This window comes from Phytobacter sp. MRY16-398 (assembly GCF_003925915.1).
Classification (GTDB): domain Bacteria; phylum Pseudomonadota; class Gammaproteobacteria; order Enterobacterales; family Enterobacteriaceae; genus Phytobacter; species Phytobacter diazotrophicus.
The window spans coordinates 5,718,464-5,737,662 of sequence record NZ_AP018756.1 but is presented as its reverse complement, the minus strand read 5'-3'; the positions used below and the strand labels follow the sequence as shown (position 1 = coordinate 5,737,662).

The 19,199-nt window shown below is 52.6% G+C and carries 12 protein-coding genes, 4 tRNA genes, 3 rRNA genes and 1 riboswitch; of the genes, 15 read left to right on the top strand and 4 right to left on the bottom strand.

Annotated features, from left to right (window positions below):
• The first annotated feature begins 3 nt into the window (after positions 1-3).
• The 3 genes from argB (at position 4) to oxyR (ending at position 3,455) form a co-directional block, all read left to right on the top strand.
• Positions 4-780, top strand: coding sequence for an acetylglutamate kinase (gene argB / locus MRY16398_RS28070; RefSeq protein WP_103245116.1), 777 nt, complete (start codon positions 4-6; stop codon positions 778-780).
• Between the two features lie 75 nt (positions 781-855).
• Entirely contained in the window at positions 856-2,229 is a 1,374-nt protein-coding gene (gene argH / locus MRY16398_RS28065) for an argininosuccinate lyase (RefSeq protein ID WP_039077272.1), read from the top strand.
• A 308-nt stretch (positions 2,230-2,537) separates the two neighbouring features.
• Positions 2,538-3,455 carry a DNA-binding transcriptional regulator OxyR gene (gene oxyR, locus MRY16398_RS28055; protein ID WP_039077271.1) on the top strand — a complete coding sequence of 306 codons (918 nt, stop codon included), beginning with the start codon at positions 2,538-2,540 and terminating at the stop codon, positions 3,453-3,455.
• On the opposite strand, the gene sthA is transcribed toward oxyR, so the two are convergent.
• Positions 3,438-4,838 carry a Si-specific NAD(P)(+) transhydrogenase gene (gene sthA / locus MRY16398_RS28050; protein ID WP_039077270.1) on the bottom strand — a complete coding sequence of 467 codons (1,401 nt, stop codon included), beginning with the start codon at positions 4,836-4,838 and terminating at the stop codon, positions 3,438-3,440. The two genes, oxyR and sthA, sit on opposite strands and share 18 nt — an antisense overlap.
• A gap of 196 nt (positions 4,839-5,034) precedes the next feature.
• Here sthA and fabR point away from each other — a divergent pair, with 196 nt between their 5' ends.
• Both fabR and MRY16398_RS28040 read left to right on the top strand, forming a co-directional pair.
• Positions 5,035-5,673 (top strand): HTH-type transcriptional repressor FabR, encoded by a 639-nt coding sequence (gene fabR, locus MRY16398_RS28045; RefSeq protein ID WP_039077269.1) that lies wholly within the window; start codon positions 5,035-5,037, stop codon positions 5,671-5,673.
• Positions 5,674-5,683: 10 nt separating this feature from the next.
• Complete coding sequence (locus tag MRY16398_RS28040; protein WP_039077268.1) at positions 5,684-6,037, top strand: YijD family membrane protein; 354 nt, start codon at positions 5,684-5,686, stop codon at positions 6,035-6,037.
• A 47-nt stretch (positions 6,038-6,084) separates the two neighbouring features.
• Here MRY16398_RS28040 and trmA read toward each other — a convergent pair whose 3' ends face one another.
• Positions 6,085-7,185: a tRNA (uridine(54)-C5)-methyltransferase TrmA gene (gene trmA / locus MRY16398_RS28035; protein WP_125125577.1), complete on the bottom strand. Its 1,101-nt coding sequence runs from the start codon at positions 7,183-7,185 to the stop codon at positions 6,085-6,087.
• 118 nt (positions 7,186-7,303) lie between these two features.
• A riboswitch (cobalamin riboswitch) is annotated at positions 7,304-7,483 on the top strand.
• Positions 7,484-7,549: 66 nt separating this feature from the next.
• On the opposite strand from trmA, the gene btuB reads away from it, so the two are divergent.
• From btuB to MRY16398_RS27990, 9 genes are all read left to right on the top strand, one after another.
• Positions 7,550-9,400, top strand: coding sequence for a TonB-dependent vitamin B12 receptor BtuB (gene btuB, locus MRY16398_RS28030; RefSeq protein ID WP_039077266.1), 1,851 nt, complete (start codon positions 7,550-7,552; stop codon positions 9,398-9,400).
• Entirely contained in the window at positions 9,345-10,196 is an 852-nt protein-coding gene (gene murI / locus MRY16398_RS28025; RefSeq protein ID WP_125125576.1) for a glutamate racemase, read from the top strand. The genes btuB and murI overlap by 56 nt, the downstream gene beginning before the upstream one ends.
• Before the next feature lie 393 nt (positions 10,197-10,589).
• A 16S ribosomal RNA gene (locus MRY16398_RS28020) occupies positions 10,590-12,129 on the top strand.
• 70 nt (positions 12,130-12,199) lie between these two features.
• Positions 12,200-12,276, top strand: a tRNA-Ile gene (locus tag MRY16398_RS28015).
• A gap of 108 nt (positions 12,277-12,384) precedes the next feature.
• Positions 12,385-12,460 (top strand) — tRNA-Ala (locus MRY16398_RS28010).
• 304 nt (positions 12,461-12,764) lie between these two features.
• Positions 12,765-15,665 (top strand): 23S ribosomal RNA (locus tag MRY16398_RS28005).
• A 194-nt stretch (positions 15,666-15,859) separates the two neighbouring features.
• A 5S ribosomal RNA gene (gene rrf / locus MRY16398_RS28000) occupies positions 15,860-15,975 on the top strand.
• The 16S, 23S and 5S rRNA genes sit together here with 4 tRNA genes alongside, the layout of an rRNA operon.
• Before the next feature lie 55 nt (positions 15,976-16,030).
• A tRNA-Asp gene (locus MRY16398_RS27995) sits at positions 16,031-16,107 on the top strand.
• 8 nt (positions 16,108-16,115) lie between these two features.
• Positions 16,116-16,191, top strand: a tRNA-Trp gene (locus MRY16398_RS27990).
• Between the two features lie 94 nt (positions 16,192-16,285).
• Here MRY16398_RS27990 and hdfR read toward each other — a convergent pair.
• The gene (gene hdfR / locus MRY16398_RS27985) at positions 16,286-17,137 is read right to left on the bottom strand and encodes an HTH-type transcriptional regulator HdfR (protein WP_369944960.1); all 852 of its coding nucleotides are present in this window, start codon (positions 17,135-17,137) and stop codon (positions 16,286-16,288) included.
• An 88-nt stretch (positions 17,138-17,225) separates the two neighbouring features.
• Between hdfR and MRY16398_RS27980 the strand changes: the two genes are divergently transcribed.
• Entirely contained in the window at positions 17,226-17,564 is a 339-nt protein-coding gene (locus MRY16398_RS27980; RefSeq protein ID WP_039076994.1) for a MaoP family protein, read from the top strand.
• A gap of 24 nt (positions 17,565-17,588) precedes the next feature.
• Here the strand turns inward: MRY16398_RS27980 and MRY16398_RS27975 are convergent, their stop codons facing one another.
• Positions 17,589-19,115 carry a YifB family Mg chelatase-like AAA ATPase gene (locus MRY16398_RS27975; protein WP_107223984.1) on the bottom strand — a complete coding sequence of 509 codons (1,527 nt, stop codon included), beginning with the start codon at positions 19,113-19,115 and terminating at the stop codon, positions 17,589-17,591.
• Positions 19,116-19,199 lie beyond the last annotated feature (84 nt).

Here is a 19,199-nt window from a genome sequence, read left to right as displayed (position 1 = left end):
CTGATGATGAATCCATTAATTATTAAACTCGGCGGCGTACTGCTGGATAGTGAAGAAGCGCTGGAGCGTCTGTTTACCGCGCTGGTGAATTACCGCGAGTCGCACCAGCGCCCGCTGGTGATTGTCCACGGCGGCGGCTGCGTGGTGGATGAGTTGATGAAACAGCTCAACCTGCCGGTGAAAAAGAAAAATGGTCTGCGCGTGACCCCGGCCGATCAAATCGACATTATCACCGGCGCACTGGCGGGGACGGCGAACAAAACCTTGCTGGCCTGGGCGAAGAAACATCAGATTGCCTCTGTCGGCCTGTATCTTGGCGACGGTGACAGCGTGAAAGTGACGAAACTGGATGAAGAACTGGGCCATGTCGGCCTGGCGCAACCGGGTTCACCGAAACTGATTAACACGCTGCTGGAGGGTGGTTTCCTGCCGGTGATCAGCTCTATCGGCGTGACGGATGAAGGCGAACTGATGAACGTCAACGCAGATCAGGCGGCGACGGCACTGGCGTCAACGCTGGGCGCAGACCTGATTCTGCTCTCTGATGTGAGCGGTATTCTGGATGGTAAAGGCCAGCGTATTGCCGAGATGACGGCGGCGAAAGCGGAGCAGTTAATCGCCCAGGGCATCATCACCGATGGCATGATTGTGAAAGTGAATGCGGCGCTGGATGCTGCGCGTACTTTGAATCGCCCGGTGGATATCGCCTCCTGGCGGCATGCAGATCAGCTACCGGCGCTGTTTAACGGTACACCGATCGGCACACGTATTCTGGCTTAAAATTTTCCCTGAACCCTCTCCTGAGAGGAGAGGGTGAGAGACAGGCAACACTAAACGAATTTAAGGAAGCATGTTATGGCACTTTGGGGTGGGCGTTTTACTCAGGCAGCAGATCAACGGTTCAAACAGTTCAACGACTCTTTGCGCTTTGACTATCGCCTGGCGGAGCAGGATATCGTTGGCTCTGTGGCCTGGTCCAAAGCGTTGGTCACCGTGGGTGTATTAACCAACGATGAGCAGCGACAGCTGGAAGAGGCGCTGAATATCCTGCTCGAAGAAGTGCGCGCGAATCCGCAGCAGATCCTCGAAAGTGATGCCGAAGATATCCATAGCTGGGTGGAAGGTAAACTGATCGATAAAGTCGGCCAGTTGGGTAAAAAGCTGCACACCGGGCGTAGCCGTAACGATCAGGTCGCGACCGACCTCAAACTGTGGTGTAAAGACACGGTGGCTGAGCTGCTGACCGCAAATCGTCAGTTGCAGAGCGCACTGGTGGAAACCGCGGAAAATAACCAGGATGCAGTCATGCCGGGTTACACCCACCTGCAACGTGCGCAGCCGGTCACTTTTGCCCACTGGTGCCTGGCTTATGTAGAAATGCTGGCGCGTGATGAAAGCCGCCTGCAGGATACGCTTAAGCGCCTCGATGTGAGTCCGCTGGGCTGCGGCGCGCTTGCAGGCACTGCTTATGAAATCGATCGTGAGCAGTTGGCAGGCTGGCTGGGCTTTGCGTCCGCGACCCGCAACAGCCTGGACACCGTTTCTGACCGTGACCACGTGCTGGAACTGCTCTCCGACGCCTCTATTGGTATGGTCCATCTCTCCCGTTTCGCCGAAGACCTGATTTTCTTCAACACCGGTGAAGCCGGGTTTGTTGAACTGTCCGATCGCGTTACTTCCGGCTCCTCCCTGATGCCGCAGAAGAAAAACCCGGATGCGCTGGAGCTGATCCGCGGTAAATGTGGTCGTGTGCAGGGTGCGTTGACCGGCATGATGATGACCCTGAAAGGTCTGCCGCTGGCCTACAACAAAGATATGCAGGAAGATAAAGAAGGGCTGTTCGATGCGCTCGATACCTGGCTGGACTGTCTGCACATGGCGGCGCTGGTGCTGGATGGCATTCAGGTGAAACGTCCGCGTTGCCAGGAGGCGGCACAGCAGGGTTATGCGAACGCGACTGAGCTGGCAGATTATCTGGTTGCCAAAGGCGTGCCATTCCGTGAGGCGCACCATATTGTTGGTGAAGCAGTAGTGGAAGCAATCGGTCAGGGCAAACCGCTGGAAGAGCTGGCGCTGGCGGATTTGCAGAAGTTTAGCGCGGTGATTGCCGATGATGTCTATCCGATTTTGTCGCTGCAATCTTGCCTGGACAAACGCGCCGCAAAAGGCGGTGTGTCACCGAAACAGGTTGCTCAGGCCATTGCGGATGCGAAAAATCGTTTAGTTTGATTTGTGCGGGCTGGAGCCCTCACCCCGGCCCTCTCCCACAGGGAAAGGGAGCAAACACTAAAAATGGCAACTTCGGTTGCCATTTTGCTTTTATCCCGGGCTTTTTTACGCAAAAAAAAGCGGACCACGGGGTCCGCAAATGTTCACGTTGGCTTTAGTTGTTCAGAGAGAACGTTGCAGTGGCATCAAGGGTAATGTCTCCCGCTGCGTTTCTTGAGCTAATTATTGAACAGAATGCTTGATAGGGATAATCGTTCGTTGCTATTCTATCTATCGCCATGAACTATCGTGGCGACGGAGGATGAATAATGAATATTCGTGATCTTGAATATCTGGTGGCGTTAGCCGAACACCGCCATTTTCGCCGCGCAGCGGATTCCTGCCACGTCAGCCAGCCAACACTGAGCGGGCAAATTCGTAAACTGGAAGACGAGCTTGGCGTTATGCTGCTGGAGCGTACCAGCCGCAAAGTCTTGTTCACTCAGGCCGGTTTGCTGCTGGTGGATCAGGCACGTACCGTGCTGCGTGAGGTCAAAGTGCTCAAGGAGATGGCAAGCCAGCAGGGGGAGACGATGTCCGGCCCGCTGCATATTGGCTTAATCCCTACCGTTGGACCCTATCTGCTTCCGCATATTATCCCTATGTTGCACCAGACATTCCCGAAACTGGAAATGTATCTGCATGAGGCGCAGACGCATCAGCTTCTGGCGCAACTGGACAGCGGCAAGCTCGATTGTGCAATCCTGGCGTTGGTGAAAGAGAGTGAAGCCTTTATTGAGGTGCCGCTTTTCGACGAACCCATGATGCTGGCGATTTATCAGGACCACCCCTGGGCGAATCGCGACCGTGTCCCGATGTCCGATCTGGCGGGTGAAAAGCTGCTGATGCTGGAAGATGGACACTGCCTGCGCGATCAGGCGATGGGCTTCTGCTTTGAAGCGGGTGCAGATGAAGACACTCACTTCCGCGCGACCAGTCTGGAGACACTGCGTAATATGGTGGCTGCGGGTAGCGGTATTACGTTGCTACCGGCGCTGGCGGTACCGCGTGAGCGTGTGCGGGATGGTGTGGTGTATCTGCCCTGTATTAAACCGGAGCCGCGTCGTACTATTGGTCTGGTCTATCGTCCGGGTTCACCGCTGCGTAGCCGCTATGAGCAGCTGGCAGAGGCCATCCGTGGTGCGATGGATGGCCATTTCGACAGTGCGTTAAAACAGGCGGTTTAAGCCATTTAGCGCAGCTACCCGATAGGCTTCCGCCATAGTCGGGTAGTTAAAGGTGGTATTAACAAAGTACTCGATCGTGTTACCGCCACCTTTCTGCTCCATAATCGCCTGGCCGATATGAATGATTTCGGCCGCGCGTTCCCCAAAGCAGTGAATCCCTAAAATCTCTTTGGTTTCGCGATGGAACAGGATTTTCAGCGTGCCAACGTTCATACCCACAATCTGCGCGCGCGCCAGATGCTTAAACTGTGCCCGGCCCACTTCATAAGGTACTTTCATTGCCGTTAGCTGCTGCTCGGTTTTGCCCACAGAGCTAATTTCCGGAATGGTGTAAATGCCGGTTGGAATGTCTTCTACCAGGTGCGCTGTCGCTTCGCCTTTCACCATCGCCTGTGCGGCAATACGCCCCTGATCATACGCTGCTGAGGCAAGGCTTGGATAACCGATCACATCACCCACCGCATAAATATGCGGCAACGCTGTCTGGTACATACTGTTGACTTTCAACTGACCACGACCATCAGCATCCAGACCAATATTTTCCAGTTGTAAACTGTCGGTGTTACCGGTGCGTCCGTTCGCATAGAGCAGGCAGTCTGCTTTCACTTTCTTGCCCGATTTCAGGTGCATAATCACACCGTCATCCATTCCCTCGATCTGCTCGTACTCTTCGTTATGGCGGATAACGACGCCACTGTTCCAGAAGTGGTAGGAAAGGGAGTCCGACATTTCCTGATCGAGGAAAGCCAGCAGGCGATCGCGAGTGTTGATCAGATCAACTTTGACATTCATTCCCCGGAAGATCGAAGCATATTCGCAGCCGATCACCCCCGCACCGTAGATAATTACGTGGCGAGGTTCATGGTGCATATTCAGAATCGAGTCGCTGTCGTAAATGCGCGGATGAGAGAAGTCCACATCGGCCGGGCGATAGGGGCGGGAGCCACAGGCTATCACGAACTTCTCGGCGGTGAGGGTTTCTACTGAGCCGTCCGGACACTCCAGCGAAACTGTGTGTGGGTCAATAAAATGGGCGTTACCCTGCAAGATCTCGCAGCGATTACGCTCATAAAAGCCTTGCCGCATCTGCGTTTGTTGGTTAATCACGCTATCCGCATGGTTGAGAATGTCGGCGAAAGAGGAACGAAGAAGGCGGGTGTGGTCGCTATATAAAGGGTTTTGGTTAAATTCGATAATACGGCTGACCGCGTGGCGAAGGGCTTTCGAGGGGATGGTTCCCCAATGGGTACATCCTCCGCCCACATTGTGATAGCGCTCAATCACCGCTATCCGGGCACCTTGTTTAACCAGCCCCATAGCAGCGCCTTCGCCGCCGGGACCGGAGCCTATAACTATTGCGTCGTAATCGTAGGAATGTGGCATGGGAGGGCTTACCTGTTCTTATACATAAAAACAACATAATAGTAACATCGTTAGCGGCATAACCCAATTATCGTTGTGCTTTTTTCATGCAGCAAAGCAGAAAGAGCTCGTAAACAATCATTCACAATCCAGTACAATCCGATTAGTTTTATTCTCTGGTATAGTGCCAGCAGGTCTGCGGAGGGATTCAAGCATCGTGATGGGCGTTAGAGCGCAACAAAAAGAAAAAACCCGGCGTTCGCTGGTGGAGGCGGCATTTAGCCAGCTTAGCGCTGAGCGTAGTTTTGCCAGCCTGAGTTTGCGCGAAGTTGCGCGTGAAGCGGGCATCGCCCCGACGTCCTTTTATCGCCATTTCCGCGATGTGGATGAGCTTGGCCTGACTATGGTCGATGAGAGCGGCTTAATGCTGCGCCAGTTGATGCGTCAGGCGCGACAGCGTATCGCAAAAGGCGGCAGCGTTATTCGAACGTCCGTTTCGACCTTTATGGAATTTATCGGCAACAATCCGAACGCATTTCGTCTGCTGCTACGTGAGCGTTCCGGCACCTCAGCGGCATTCCGCGCTGCGGTAGCACGTGAAATCCAGCACTTTATTGCGGAACTTGCCGATTATCTTGAACTCGAAAACCATATGCCGCGTGCGTTCACCGAAGCGCAGGCCGAGGCAATGGTCACTATTGTTTTCAGCGCGGGTGCCGAAGCACTGGATATCGGCGTTGAGCAACGCAGGCAATTAGAAGAGCGACTGGTATTGCAACTGAGGATGATCTCCAAAGGTGCGTATTACTGGTATCGCCGTGAACAAGAAAAAATGGCGCATCAAACCGACGAGTGAAGGATAAGTAATGAAACAATCTGTCCAGGATAAAGGTACGTTGTTGCTGGCACTGATCGCTGGCTTATCGATTAACGGCGCATTTGCAGCGATTTTTAGCTCGATCGTGCCTTTCTCCGTTTTCCCGATTATCTCACTGGTGCTCACGGTGTATTGCCTGCATCAGCGTTATCAAAACCGAACAATGCCGGTCGGGTTACCGGGGCTGGCAGCGGCTTGCTTTATTCTGGGCGTGTTACTTTACAGCACCGTGGTACGAGCGGAATATCCGGCTATCGGCTCTAATTTCCTGCCTGCGGTATTGTCCGTGATCCTGGTTTTCTGGATTGGTTATCGTATGCGTAACCGTAAGTCGGAACTGTAATCCAAATAAATAAAGCGCATCCGGCCCTTGAGCTGATGCGCTTTTTTTTACTTCGCCGTGAGCAATACGCCGCACTCCATATGGTGCGTGTAAGGGAACTGATCGAACAGCGCAAGGCGTTCAACGCGGTGTGTCTGGCTCAGGGTTTCCAGGTTCTTACACAGCGTCTGCGGGTTACAGGAGATATAAAGAATGCGCGGATAGGCCTGCACCATCTTTTCTGTCCCGGCATCCAGTCCGCTACGCGGCGGATCGACAAAAATCGTTTCGCACTGATAGCCTTTCAAATCGATACCCTGCAAGCGGTTGAAGTCACGTACACCGTTCATTGCCTGGGTAAACTCTTCTGCCGACATACGAATGATTTGCACGTTATCGATATGATTCGCTGCGATATTGTATTGCGCGGCCGCAACCGAAGGCTTGGCGATTTCTGTGGCCAGAACGCGGTCAAAATTACGTGCAAGTGCCAGGGAGAAATTGCCGTTGCCGCAGTAGAGCTCCAGCAGATCGCCCGTTGAATCTTTCGTCGCGCCCAGCGCCCACTCCAGCATCTGAATATTCATCGCCGCGTTAGGTTGTGTGAAGCTGTTTTCAACCTGGCGATAAATCATCTCTTTCCCGGCGACCGGCAGACGTTCGTCGATATAATCCTGATCCAGCTCGATTTTAGTTTTGGTGGCGCGCCCGATCAGATGCACATTCAGGTTTTTAGCACGTAAAGCATCACGCAGACGCGTAGCCTCTTCACGCCATTCATCATCCAGCTTTTTGTGATACAGCAGGGAGACAACGGCCTGGTTGCTCATGGTGGTCAGGTAATCAATCTGGAATAGCTTGTGGCGCAGCACCTTATTGCCGCGCAGGCCTTCCATCAGCTCTTTCATTAACTGATTAATCAGCTCGCTTGCCGCCGGGAAGCTATCGACACGGATTCGGCTTTTCGTCTGTTGATCAAAGATAATGTGATAGAGATCGTCACCGTCGTGCCAGATACGGAATTCGGCGCGCATGCGGTAATGGCTGACCGGTGAGCGGAACACCTCCGGAACGGGCGCGGAAAAAGGCGTCATCATGGCTTGCAGACGTACGACTTTCTCAGCCAACTGGGCTTCGTACTGTTCTGTTGGCAGGTGTTCGGGTGTCATTGTGTTTCCTGAATGATTAAGAATAACGCGGGGATTGTAGGGATTGCTCAGGGGATGTCCAGTCCTGGATGTTTTTTCACTTCCCGGCATAGCAGTCTGGACATCTATATGTTTCTGAATGTAGCATCCCTGCTCCGGTCCTGTGAGTTAAAAGGGAATCCAGTGTAAATCTGGAGCTGACGCGCAGCGGTAAGGATGTGTGGGATGATAGCGAAAGCAGACACTGCATATATATGTGGGAAGTCATCATCTTGTTGTACCTCCTAGCCCGAAGACCTGCCGGAATTACGTCGCATTTGGTGCCATCATCGCGAGCTATTGATGACACCTGCGGCATCCTTATTATTTTGTGGATGCTCTCACAATGATTAAAAAAGCTTCGCTGCTGACGGCGCTCTCCGTCACAGCTTTTTCCGGCTGGGCGCAGGATGGCAACCCGGACACTCTGGTGGTAACAGCAAACCGTTTTCAACAACCGGTGAATACCGTACTGGCACCCACCGATGTGGTGACGCGTGAAGATATTCAACGCTGGCAGTCAAAAGATCTTAACGATGTGATGCGTCGTCTGCCGGGGGTGGACATTGCCCAGTACGGTGGAATAGGGCAGAGCTCCTCTCTTTTTGTTCGCGGTACCGAAGCGCGTCATGTACTGGTGCTGATTGACGGTGTACCGATGGCGCGTGCCGGTATTGGCAATGCAATCGATATTGGTCAGATCCCGGTCTCGCTGGTACAACGTATTGAATACATCCGTGGGCCACGCTCTGCGGTTTATGGATCCGGTGCCATCGGTGGCGTGGTTAACATCATTACGATGAGTGACGATGAGCGCGCGCAGATTAACGCAGGGATGGGAACCAACGGTTACCAGAACTATGACGGCGCGATAAATCAACGCTTTGGCGATACGATGGTCACTGCGGCTGGTGCGTATCAGACGACCAAAGGTTTCAACGTTCAGCCGGACTCAACCTACGCGGATGACAGCGATCGCGACGGCTATCGCAATAAACTGTTCTGGGGCGGTGTTCAGCATAAGTTTAACGATAGCGTCTCAGGTTTCTTCCGTGGCTATGGCTACAGCTCCAATACTGACTATGACCAGGGCAGTGGTGGTTACGCAGGTGGTGGCGATGAAAGCCAGAACTATACCCAATCATGGGATACAGGCCTCAATTATCATTCCGGCATCTACTCATCTCAGCTGATTGCCAATTATCAGCACCTTAAAAATTATAATTACAATGCGCAGGATGGTCGCTATGCAGCGAGCGCAAGCCTGGACAATATGGAACAGCGTTACATCCAGTGGGGTAACAACGTCGAGGTGGGACATGGTTCCGTTAGCGGTGGCGTTGACTGGAAACAAGAGAAACTGCAATCCAGCGGCACATCCAGTACGGATATCTATAAGCGTGACACCACCGGGCTCTATTTGACCGGCCAGCAGCAAATAGACAAAGTAACCCTGGAAGCGTCCGGGCGTGAAGACCATGACGAACAGTTCGGCTGGCATGGTACCTGGCAGACAGCAGCGGGTTGGGAGTTCGTTGATGATTACCGTGTGACGCTTTCTTACGGGACCGGATTCCTGGCGCCATCGCTTGGGCAGCAGTTTGGCGCGGAGCGGTTTGGCATTGCTTCCAACCCGAATTTGAAACCGGAAGAGTCGAAGCAATGGGAAGCAGGGCTTGAAGGCCTGACGGGGCCGCTGGACTGGCGTCTGTCTACGTATCGCTATGAAATCAATAACCTGATTGATTACGATAACAGCGCTTATTACAACGTAAAATCGGCAACGATCAAAGGTCTGGAGTGGACCGGAAACGTGACGACAGGTCCTGTCGATCACCATTTGACGCTGCAATATATCGATCCGCGTGATGACGAAACCAATAAGGTGCTTGCTCGCCGTGCGAAGCAGCAGGTTAAGTACGAACTGACCGGGCAGATTTATGACCTTGGCTGGAATGTGGCGTATCAATACCTGGGGCAACGCTATGACAACGCCTATGACGCAACTACTTATACTTCCCATACCGTTAAGCTGGGCGGTGTAAGCGTCTGGGACATTGGATTGTCATATCCGATGACCTCACATCTGACAGTTCGTGGTAAAATAGCTAACCTGTTCGATAAAGATTACGAGACAGCTTATGGCTACCAAACTGCAGGACGAGAATATACCTTGTCTGGCAGCTACACCTTCTAAACTGCGGCCCACCGTGCTGGTGTTTGATTCTGGCGTAGGTGGGTTATCTGTTTATGATGAGGTCCGGCATCTCCTGCCGGACCTGCATTACATTTACGCGTTCGATAATGTCGCCTTTCCTTATGGTGAAAAGAGCGAAGAGTTCATTGTCGAACGTGTTGTCGAAATCGTCACTGCCGTTCAGGCTCAATATCCCCTGGCGCTTGCCGTCATTGCCTGTAATACCGCCAGCACCGTTTCTTTACCTGCGCTACGTGAGAAATTCGCTTTCCCGGTTGTTGGGGTGGTTCCCGCGATCAAACCCGCTGCACGCTTAACGGCGAATGGTGTGGTGGGGTTACTGGCCACACGTGCAACCGTAAAGCGTCCTTATACCCACGAACTCATTAAGCGCTTCGCTAACGAATGCAAAATTGAATTGCTGGGTTCAGCGGAGATGGTTGAGCTTGCGGAAGCGAAGCTGCACGGTAAGCCCGTTCCGTTGGACGAACTCAAACGCATTTTACGCCCGTGGCTGCGGATGCCTGAGCCGCCGGATACCGTGGTGCTTGGATGTACGCATTTCCCTCTATTGCAGCATGAGCTGTTGCAGGTGCTTCCGGAGGGAACGCGGCTGGTGGATTCGGGTGCGGCTATAGCGCGTCGTACGGCCTGGTTGCTTGAGCATGAGGCGCCTGATGCTAAATCAGCAGATGCAAATCTGGCGTATTGCATGGCCGTCACGCCAGAAACTGTTCTTTTATTGCCCGTTTTACAGCGCTATGGCTTCGGGACGCTCGAAAAACTCGCGCTTTAATGGCCTTTTGAGCAAAAAAGAGACGGTTGAAAAGTTTTTTAAAATTAGGGCTTGTCACTTCCTGAGAACTCCCTATAATGCGCCTCCACTGACACGGAACAACGGCAAGTAAGCCGCCGGGTCAGCAGGGTTCTCAGGCGAATGCCGGTGAGAATTCCGCAGAGAAAAGTGAAAATAAACACTTGACTCTGCAGCGGGAAAGCGTAATATGCACACCCCGCGCCGCAGCGAAAAACGAAGCGGCACTGCTCTTTAACAATTTATCAGACAATCTGTGTGGGCACTCAAAGTGACATGGATTCTTAACGTCCTCGGACGATAAATGAATACCAAGTCTCATAGAGTGAACACGTAATTCATTACGAAGTTTAATTCTACGAGCATCAAACTTTTAAATTGAAGAGTTTGATCATGGCTCAGATTGAACGCTGGCGGCAGGCCTAACACATGCAAGTCGAACGGTAGCACAGAGAGCTTGCTCTCGGGTGACGAGTGGCGGACGGGTGAGTAATGTCTGGGAAACTGCCCGATGGAGGGGGATAACTACTGGAAACGGTAGCTAATACCGCATAATGTCGCAAGACCAAAGAGGGGGACCTTCGGGCCTCTTGCCATCGGATGTGCCCAGATGGGATTAGCTAGTTGGTGAGGTAATGGCTCACCAAGGCGACGATCCCTAGCTGGTCTGAGAGGATGACCAGCCACACTGGAACTGAGACACGGTCCAGACTCCTACGGGAGGCAGCAGTGGGGAATATTGCACAATGGGCGCAAGCCTGATGCAGCCATGCCGCGTGTGTGAAGAAGGCCTTCGGGTTGTAAAGCACTTTCAGCGGGGAGGAAGGCAATACGGTTAATAACCGTGTTGATTGACGTTACCCGCAGAAGAAGCACCGGCTAACTCCGTGCCAGCAGCCGCGGTAATACGGAGGGTGCAAGCGTTAATCGGAATTACTGGGCGTAAAGCGCACGCAGGCGGTCTGTCAAGTCGGATGTGAAATCCCCGGGCTCAACCTGGGAACTGCATTCGAAACTGGCAGGCTTGAGTCTTGTAGAGGGGGGTAGAATTCCAGGTGTAGCGGTGAAATGCGTAGAGATCTGGAGGAATACCGGTGGCGAAGGCGGCCCCCTGGACAAAGACTGACGCTCAGGTGCGAAAGCGTGGGGAGCAAACAGGATTAGATACCCTGGTAGTCCACGCCGTAAACGATGTCGACTTGGAGGTTGTGCCCTTGAGGCGTGGCTTCCGGAGCTAACGCGTTAAGTCGACCGCCTGGGGAGTACGGCCGCAAGGTTAAAACTCAAATGAATTGACGGGGGCCCGCACAAGCGGTGGAGCATGTGGTTTAATTCGATGCAACGCGAAGAACCTTACCTGGTCTTGACATCCACGGAATTTGGCAGAGATGCCTTAGTGCCTTCGGGAACCGTGAGACAGGTGCTGCATGGCTGTCGTCAGCTCGTGTTGTGAAATGTTGGGTTAAGTCCCGCAACGAGCGCAACCCTTATCCTTTGTTGCCAGCGGTCCGGCCGGGAACTCAAAGGAGACTGCCAGTGATAAACTGGAGGAAGGTGGGGATGACGTCAAGTCATCATGGCCCTTACGACCAGGGCTACACACGTGCTACAATGGCATATACAAAGAGAAGCGACCTCGCGAGAGCAAGCGGACCTCATAAAGTATGTCGTAGTCCGGATTGGAGTCTGCAACTCGACTCCATGAAGTCGGAATCGCTAGTAATCGTGGATCAGAATGCCACGGTGAATACGTTCCCGGGCCTTGTACACACCGCCCGTCACACCATGGGAGTGGGTTGCAAAAGAAGTAGGTAGCTTAACCTTCGGGAGGGCGCTTACCACTTTGTGATTCATGACTGGGGTGAAGTCGTAACAAGGTAACCGTAGGGGAACCTGCGGTTGGATCACCTCCTTACCTTAAAGAACCTGCCTTTGTAGTGCTCACACAGATTGTCTGATGAAATAGAGCAGTAAGAAATCTCTGCAGGCTTGTAGCTCAGGTGGTTAGAGCGCACCCCTGATAAGGGTGAGGTCGGTGGTTCAAGTCCACTCAGGCCTACCAAATTCCTGCTGATGCTGCGTTGCGGCGACACTCACATACTTTAAGTATGCTTCGTGTCACCACGCCTTGCCTCAACAGTAATTAAGGTTGGTGAGATTTAACTACGATGGGGCTATAGCTCAGCTGGGAGAGCGCCTGCTTTGCACGCAGGAGGTCTGCGGTTCGATCCCGCATAGCTCCACCATCTTTTACTGCGAACACAAGAAAACTTCAGAGTGAACCTGAAAAGGTGCACTGCGAAGTTTTGCTCTTTAAAAATCTGGATCAAGCTGAAAATTGAAACGACACACGAAAGTGTGTTCGAGTCTCTCAAATTTTCGCAATCAGAAGATGACACTGTAAAAGGTGACGTGAGCGATGTGAAGACAAGGCGTACCGCACGCAGCGAGCGGAGTGGACTTAATGTCCATGAGCATCGCGAGTACGGAACAACGCAGTATTCACAGCGCGCAACAAACCGGACAGAACAAAACATCTTCGGGTTGTGAGGTTAAGCGACTAAGCGTACACGGTGGATGCCCTGGCAGTCAGAGGCGATGAAGGACGTGCTAATCTGCGAAAAGCGCCGGCGAGGTGATATGAACCTTTGACCCGGCGATGTCCGAATGGGGAAACCCAGTGCAATTCGTTGCACTATCGTTTGATGAATACATAGTCAAACGAGGCGAACCGGGGGAACTGAAACATCTAAGTACCCCGAGGAAAAGAAATCAACCGAGATTCCCCCAGTAGCGGCGAGCGAACGGGGAGCAGCCCAGAGCCTGAATCAGCTTGTGTGTTAGTGGAAGCGTCTGGAAAGTCGCGCGATACAGGGTGACAGCCCCGTACACGAAAGCACACAGGCTGTGAGCTCGATGAGTAGGGCGGGACACGTGGTATCCTGTCTGAATATGGGGGGACCATCCTCCAAGGCTAAATATTCCTGACTGACCGATAGTGAACCAGTACCGTGAGGGAAAGGCGAAAAGAACCCCGGCGAGGGGAGTGAAAAAGAACCTGAAACCGTGTACGTACAAGCAGTGGGAGCCTCTTAATGGGGTGACTGCGTACCTTTTGTATAATGGGTCAGCGACTTATATTCTGTAGCAAGGTTAACCGAATAGGGGAGCCGAAGGGAAACCGAGTCTTAACTGGGCGTTAAGTTGCAGGGTATAGACCCGAAACCCGGTGATCTAGCCATGGGCAGGTTGAAGGTTGGGTAACACTAACTGGAGGACCGAACCGACTAATGTTGAAAAATTAGCGGATGACTTGTGGCTGGGGGTGAAAGGCCAATCAAACCGGGAGATAGCTGGTTCTCCCCGAAAGCTATTTAGGTAGCGCCTCGTGAATTCATCTCCGGGGGTAGAGCACTGTTTCGGCTAGGGGGCCATCCCGGCTTACCAACCCGATGCAAACTACGAATACCGGAGAATGTTATCACGGGAGACACACGGCGGGTGCTAACGTCCGTCGTGAAGAGGGAAACAACCCAGACCGCCAGCTAAGGTCCCAAAGTCATGGTTAAGTGGGAAACGATGTGGGAAGGCACAGACAGCCAGGATGTTGGCTTAGAAGCAGCCATCATTTAAAGAAAGCGTAATAGCTCACTGGTCGAGTCGGCCTGCGCGGAAGATGTAACGGGGCTAAACCATGCACCGAAGCTGCGGCAGCGACACTAAGTGTTGTTGGGTAGGGGAGCGTTCTGTAAGCCTGCGAAGGTGTGCTGTGAGGCATGCTGGAGGTATCAGAAGTGCGAATGCTGACATAAGTAACGATAAAGCGGGTGAAAAGCCCGCTCGCCGGAAGACCAAGGGTTCCTGTCCAACGTTAATCGGGGCAGGGTGAGTCGACCCCTAAGGCGAGGCCGAAAGGCGTAGTCGATGGGAAACAGGTTAATATTCCTGTACTTGGTGTTACTGCGAAGGGGGGACGGAGAAGGCTATGTTAGCCGGGCGACGGTTGTCCCGGTTTAAGCATGTAGGCTGGTTATCCAGGCAAATCCGGATAATCAAGGCTGAGGTGTGATGACGAGTCACTACGGTGATGAAGTAACAAATGCCCTGCTTCCAGGAAAAGCCTCTAAGCATCAGGTAACACGAAATCGTACCCCAAACCGACACAGGTGGTCAGGTAGAGAATACCAAGGCGCTTGAGAGAACTCGGGTGAAGGAACTAGGCAAAATGGTGCCGTAACTTCGGGAGAAGGCACGCTGATATGTAGGTGAAGCCCCTGCGGGTGGAGCTGAAATCAGTCGAAGATACCAGCTGGCTGCAACTGTTTATTAAAAACACAGCACTGTGCAAACACGAAAGTGGACGTATACGGTGTGACGCCTGCCCGGTGCCGGAAGGTTAATTGATGGGGTTATCCGTAAGGAGAAGCTCTTGATCGAAGCCCCGGTAAACGGCGGCCGTAACTATAACGGTCCTAAGGTAGCGAAATTCCTTGTCGGGTAAGTTCCGACCTGCACGAATGGCGTAATGATGGCCAGGCTGTCTCCACCCGAGACTCAGTGAAATTGAACTCGCTGTGAAGATGCAGTGTACCCGCGGCAAGACGGAAAGACCCCGTGAACCTTTACTATAGCTTGACACTGAACATTGAGCCTTGATGTGTAGGATAGGTGGGAGGCTTTGAAGTGTGGACGCCAGTCTGCATGGAGCCAACCTTGAAATACCACCCTTTAATGTTTGATGTTCTAACGTGGACCCGTAATCCGGGTTGCGGACAGTGTCTGGTGGGTAGTTTGACTGGGGCGGTCTCCTCCCAAAGAGTAACGGAGGAGCACGAAGGTTGGCTAATCCTGGTCGGACATCAGGAGGTTAGTGCAATGGCATAAGCCAGCTTGACTGCGAGCGTGACGGCGCGAGCAGGTGCGAAAGCAGGTCATAGTGATCCGGTGGTTCTGAATGGAAGGGCCATCGCTCAACGGATAAAAGGTACTCCGGGGATAACAGGCTGATACCGCCCAAGAGTTCATATCGACGGCGGTGTTTGGCACCTCGATGTCGGCTCATCACATCCTGGGGCTGAAGTAGGTCCCAAGGGTATGGCTGTTCGCCATTTAAAGTGGTACGCGAGCTGGGTTTAGAACGTCGTGAGACAGTTCGGTCCCTATCTGCCGTGGGCGCTGGAGAATTGAGGGGGGCTGCTCCTAGTACGAGAGGACCGGAGTGGACGCATCACTGGTGTTCGGGTTGTCATGCCAATGGCACTGCCCGGTAGCTACATGCGGAAGAGATAAGTGCTGAAAGCATCTAAGCACGAAACTTGCCCCGAGATGAGTTCTCCCTTGTCCTTAAGGACACTAAAGGAACGTTGAAGACGACGACGTTGATAGGCCGGGTGTGTAAGCGCAGCGATGCGTTGAGCTAACCGGTACTAATGAACCGTGAGGCTTAACCTTACAACGCCGAAGATGTTTTGGCGGATTGAGAGAATTTTCAGCTTAGATACAGATTTTCGGGAACGAAAGATTTTACGCTGAGGCAAGGCGGCAAATGAAGGAAAGGAAGAAGCATACATGAGTATGTGACTGACTTTGCGAATGCAGCCAACGCAGCCACAGTGAAAAAGATTCGTTTCCGGCAACAGAATTTGCCTGGCGGCTTTAGCGCGGTGGTCCCACCTGACCCCATGCCGAACTCAGAAGTGAAACGCCGTAGCGCCGATGGTAGTGTGGGGTCTCCCCATGTGAGAGTAGGGAACTGCCAGGCATCAAATTAAGAAGTAAGCCGGTGCATTAATCCGGTGGTTACAGAAGTATTCGGTGGAGCGGTAGTTCAGTCGGTTAGAATACCTGCCTGTCACGCAGGGGGTCGCGGGTTCGAGTCCCGTCCGTTCCGCCACCCTATTTAGGGGCGTAGTTCAATTGGTAGAGCACCGGTCTCCAAAACCGGGTGTTGGGAGTTCGAGTCTCTCCGCCCCTGCCAGAAAAAGAAAAAATCCTTTGCTTAGGCAAAGGATTTTTTTTTGCTTTTTTTCTGACAAAGCAATTCAAACGCATCCATAGCGGATGCGTTGACTTTACTCAATTACCTGTATTTTCAATAGCTCGCGGATCTGGTTTTGCTTATCGCTATTCTGTAACCAGATAGCGTAAAGCGGTCGGGATAACGTCGTGCTATCAGCCACAACATGCAGGCCATCCCTTTGCTGCGCCCAGGATACGGGTAACCACGCGCATCCATTTAATAGTGTCAGTTGCTGATGAGCGACCTCAGCAGAACTGGTGGTTAGCGTTGGTACATCGTCGCTGCCAATCAATTCCGACTCATGTTGCTGAAAATCCGGCCCCCATTCCAGGCGTAAATAATTTAGTTGTGACTTCGTTTTTTCGGGCGTCGAGCAATAGAGGCCAAGCGTAAAGTGACCTAACAACTGGCTGCTAAATTCGTCCATTTTGGGTGTTTCTGTTGTGATCAAGAGATCAAGCTGACGCTCATGTAACTGTTTGACCAGCGATTGTCGCTGTGCAATTCGTGCTTCAAATTGCAGGCTTTCCTCGAGCTGATACAACCTCCCAAGCCAGTTGCTAAGCATGCATTCCCATAGCGATGCACTTGCGCCGATAGAAAATTGATTGTGTCGCGATGTATGAGCTACTTCTTTGCGTGCCGCCTGCCAGGTATTCATCAGCGTTTCGGCATAGGGGAGGAGTTTTTCTCCGGCCGCTGTCAGGCGGATATTGTTGCGATGGCGAGTGAAAAGGTTCACGCCAAGCTGGTTTTCTAACTGACGAATACGAAAGCTCACCGCTGACTGGGTTAAATAGAGTGCTTCAGCGGCGCGCCCAAAGTGGCGAGTTCGGCTGACTTCCAGGAAAGTTTTTAGCAATTCCGTATCCACAGGTTTCTCCGCAAAATTATTTGTCGTAATGATTTAAATGTTTTGTTTTACACTCTGTCAAGCGTAACTAATACTCCGCGCCATAAATAGCTCGGCCAAAGAATTAGGAGCGTGCAGGATGGCGGAAAGCTTTACGACGACTAATCGTTTTTTTGATAACAAACATTATCCGCGCGGGTTTTCCCGTCATGGTGATTTCACCATCAAAGAAGCTCAGCTGCTTGAGCGTCACGGTTATGCTTTCAACGAGCTGGATCTCGGGAAGCGTGAACCGACCACAGAAGAAGAAATCCGTTTCGTCGCTGTATGTCGCGGCGAGCGCGAGCCAGATACCGAAGCAGAACGCGTCTGGTCTAAGTATATGTCACGCATTAAGCGTCCAAAGCGTTTTCATACCCTGTCCGGTGGCAAACCGCAGATGGAAGGGAATGAGGACTACACGGAATCTGACGATTAAAAACAGGGGCTACGGCCCCTTTTTTTATCCCAACATTTTCTGCAAATGGATGAGTAGCCTGTCGATGGCACGATAGCTGAGCGCTTCCTGTAGATGCTCGCGCTGTATACTTTCTGCGCCTTCCAGATCGGCGATGGTTCTTCCTACTTTCAATAAACGTTGCCAGGCCCGTACTGAAAGGCCAAGCCGAACCAGTGTTTCTTCCAGCCACTGTCCATCCGTTTGCGTGAGCACGCAAAAATCCCTCATCTCGCTATTTTCCAGTAACGCATTGAGCTTCCCTTGCCGTTGGTACTGTCGCTCATGTGCTGCGATAACCCGTGCACGAACAACGCTACTTTTTTCGCTGTCATGTTGGCTATGACTCAGCATGCCGGGCGGCAGAAGCGGGATCTCAAGCGATAGGTCGAAGCGGTCAAGAAATGGCCCGGATAAGCGCCCAAGGTAGCGCAGTGTCTGCTCCGGTGTGCTGCGGTTGTGGTTCCCTTGGTAGTGCCCTGTCGGGCTGGGATTCATGGCGGCAATAAGTTGAAAACGGGCAGGATAAGTTACTTTTGCCCGCGTACGGGAAATATGAATCTGCCCTGACTCGATGGGTTCACGCAACGCGTCCAGCACCCGACGCTCAAATTCGGGAAGTTCATCAAGAAACAACACGCCGTTATGGGCCAGCGAGATCTCTCCTGGCCCCGGTATTGCGCCACCGCCAACCATGGCCGTAAGTGAGGCACTATGATGCGGTGCGCGAAAAGGTCTCTGCCGCCATTGACGTATCAATCCGGAGGTATTTACCAGACTCAGAATTGCCGCGCTTTCCAATGCCTCCTGGTTGCTCAGGGGCGGCAACAATGCACCAAGCCTGCTGGCGAGCATGGTTTTACCTGTCCCCGGTGGACCGATCAACAATAAGTTATGTCCGCCAGCAGCGGTAATCTCCAGCGCGCGTTTGCCTTGATCCTGGCCGATGATATCGCTTAGGTCGTGTTGCGCTGTATCCTGGTTATCGCTGATAAAATGGGCAGAGGGGGGAGATAGCTCATGTTTGCCTTCAAGAAAGGCGCATACAGCCTGCAGATGCTCGGCAATATAACAATCTTGCGTTCCCGTAAGGCTCACCTCGGCCTCGTTCTCTGCCGCGACAATAATGGATCTGCCTGCCTTGATTGCCTCCATGGCACTTGATATTGCCCCGGGAACGCCACGTAACGCCCCTGTAAGGGCCAATTCACCCACGAACTCAAACCGATGAAGTTGGATATTCTGCAATTGCTCAGAAGCCGCGAGAAGCGCAATCGCGATAGGTAAATCATATCGCCCTCCCTCTTTGGGAAGATCCGCCGGCGCCAGGTTGATAGTGATCTTTTTCGCGGGAAATTCGTAGCCACTATTGATGATTGCGCTACGTACACGGTCCCGCGCTTCCTTCACCGTTGTTTCCGGTAAACCGACCATTGTCAGGCCGGGAAGACCGTTGCTGATATGCACCTCAACGGTGATTAACGGTGCACAAACCCCCAGCGCTGCGCGTGTGTAAATAACCGACAACGTCATAACACCTCCTTGTGAAAGGTAAGTATGCGGCGTAAATGGACGTTGGCTTCCTGAAAAAAGGAAGGTTTGCGTGCAGGCTTCCAC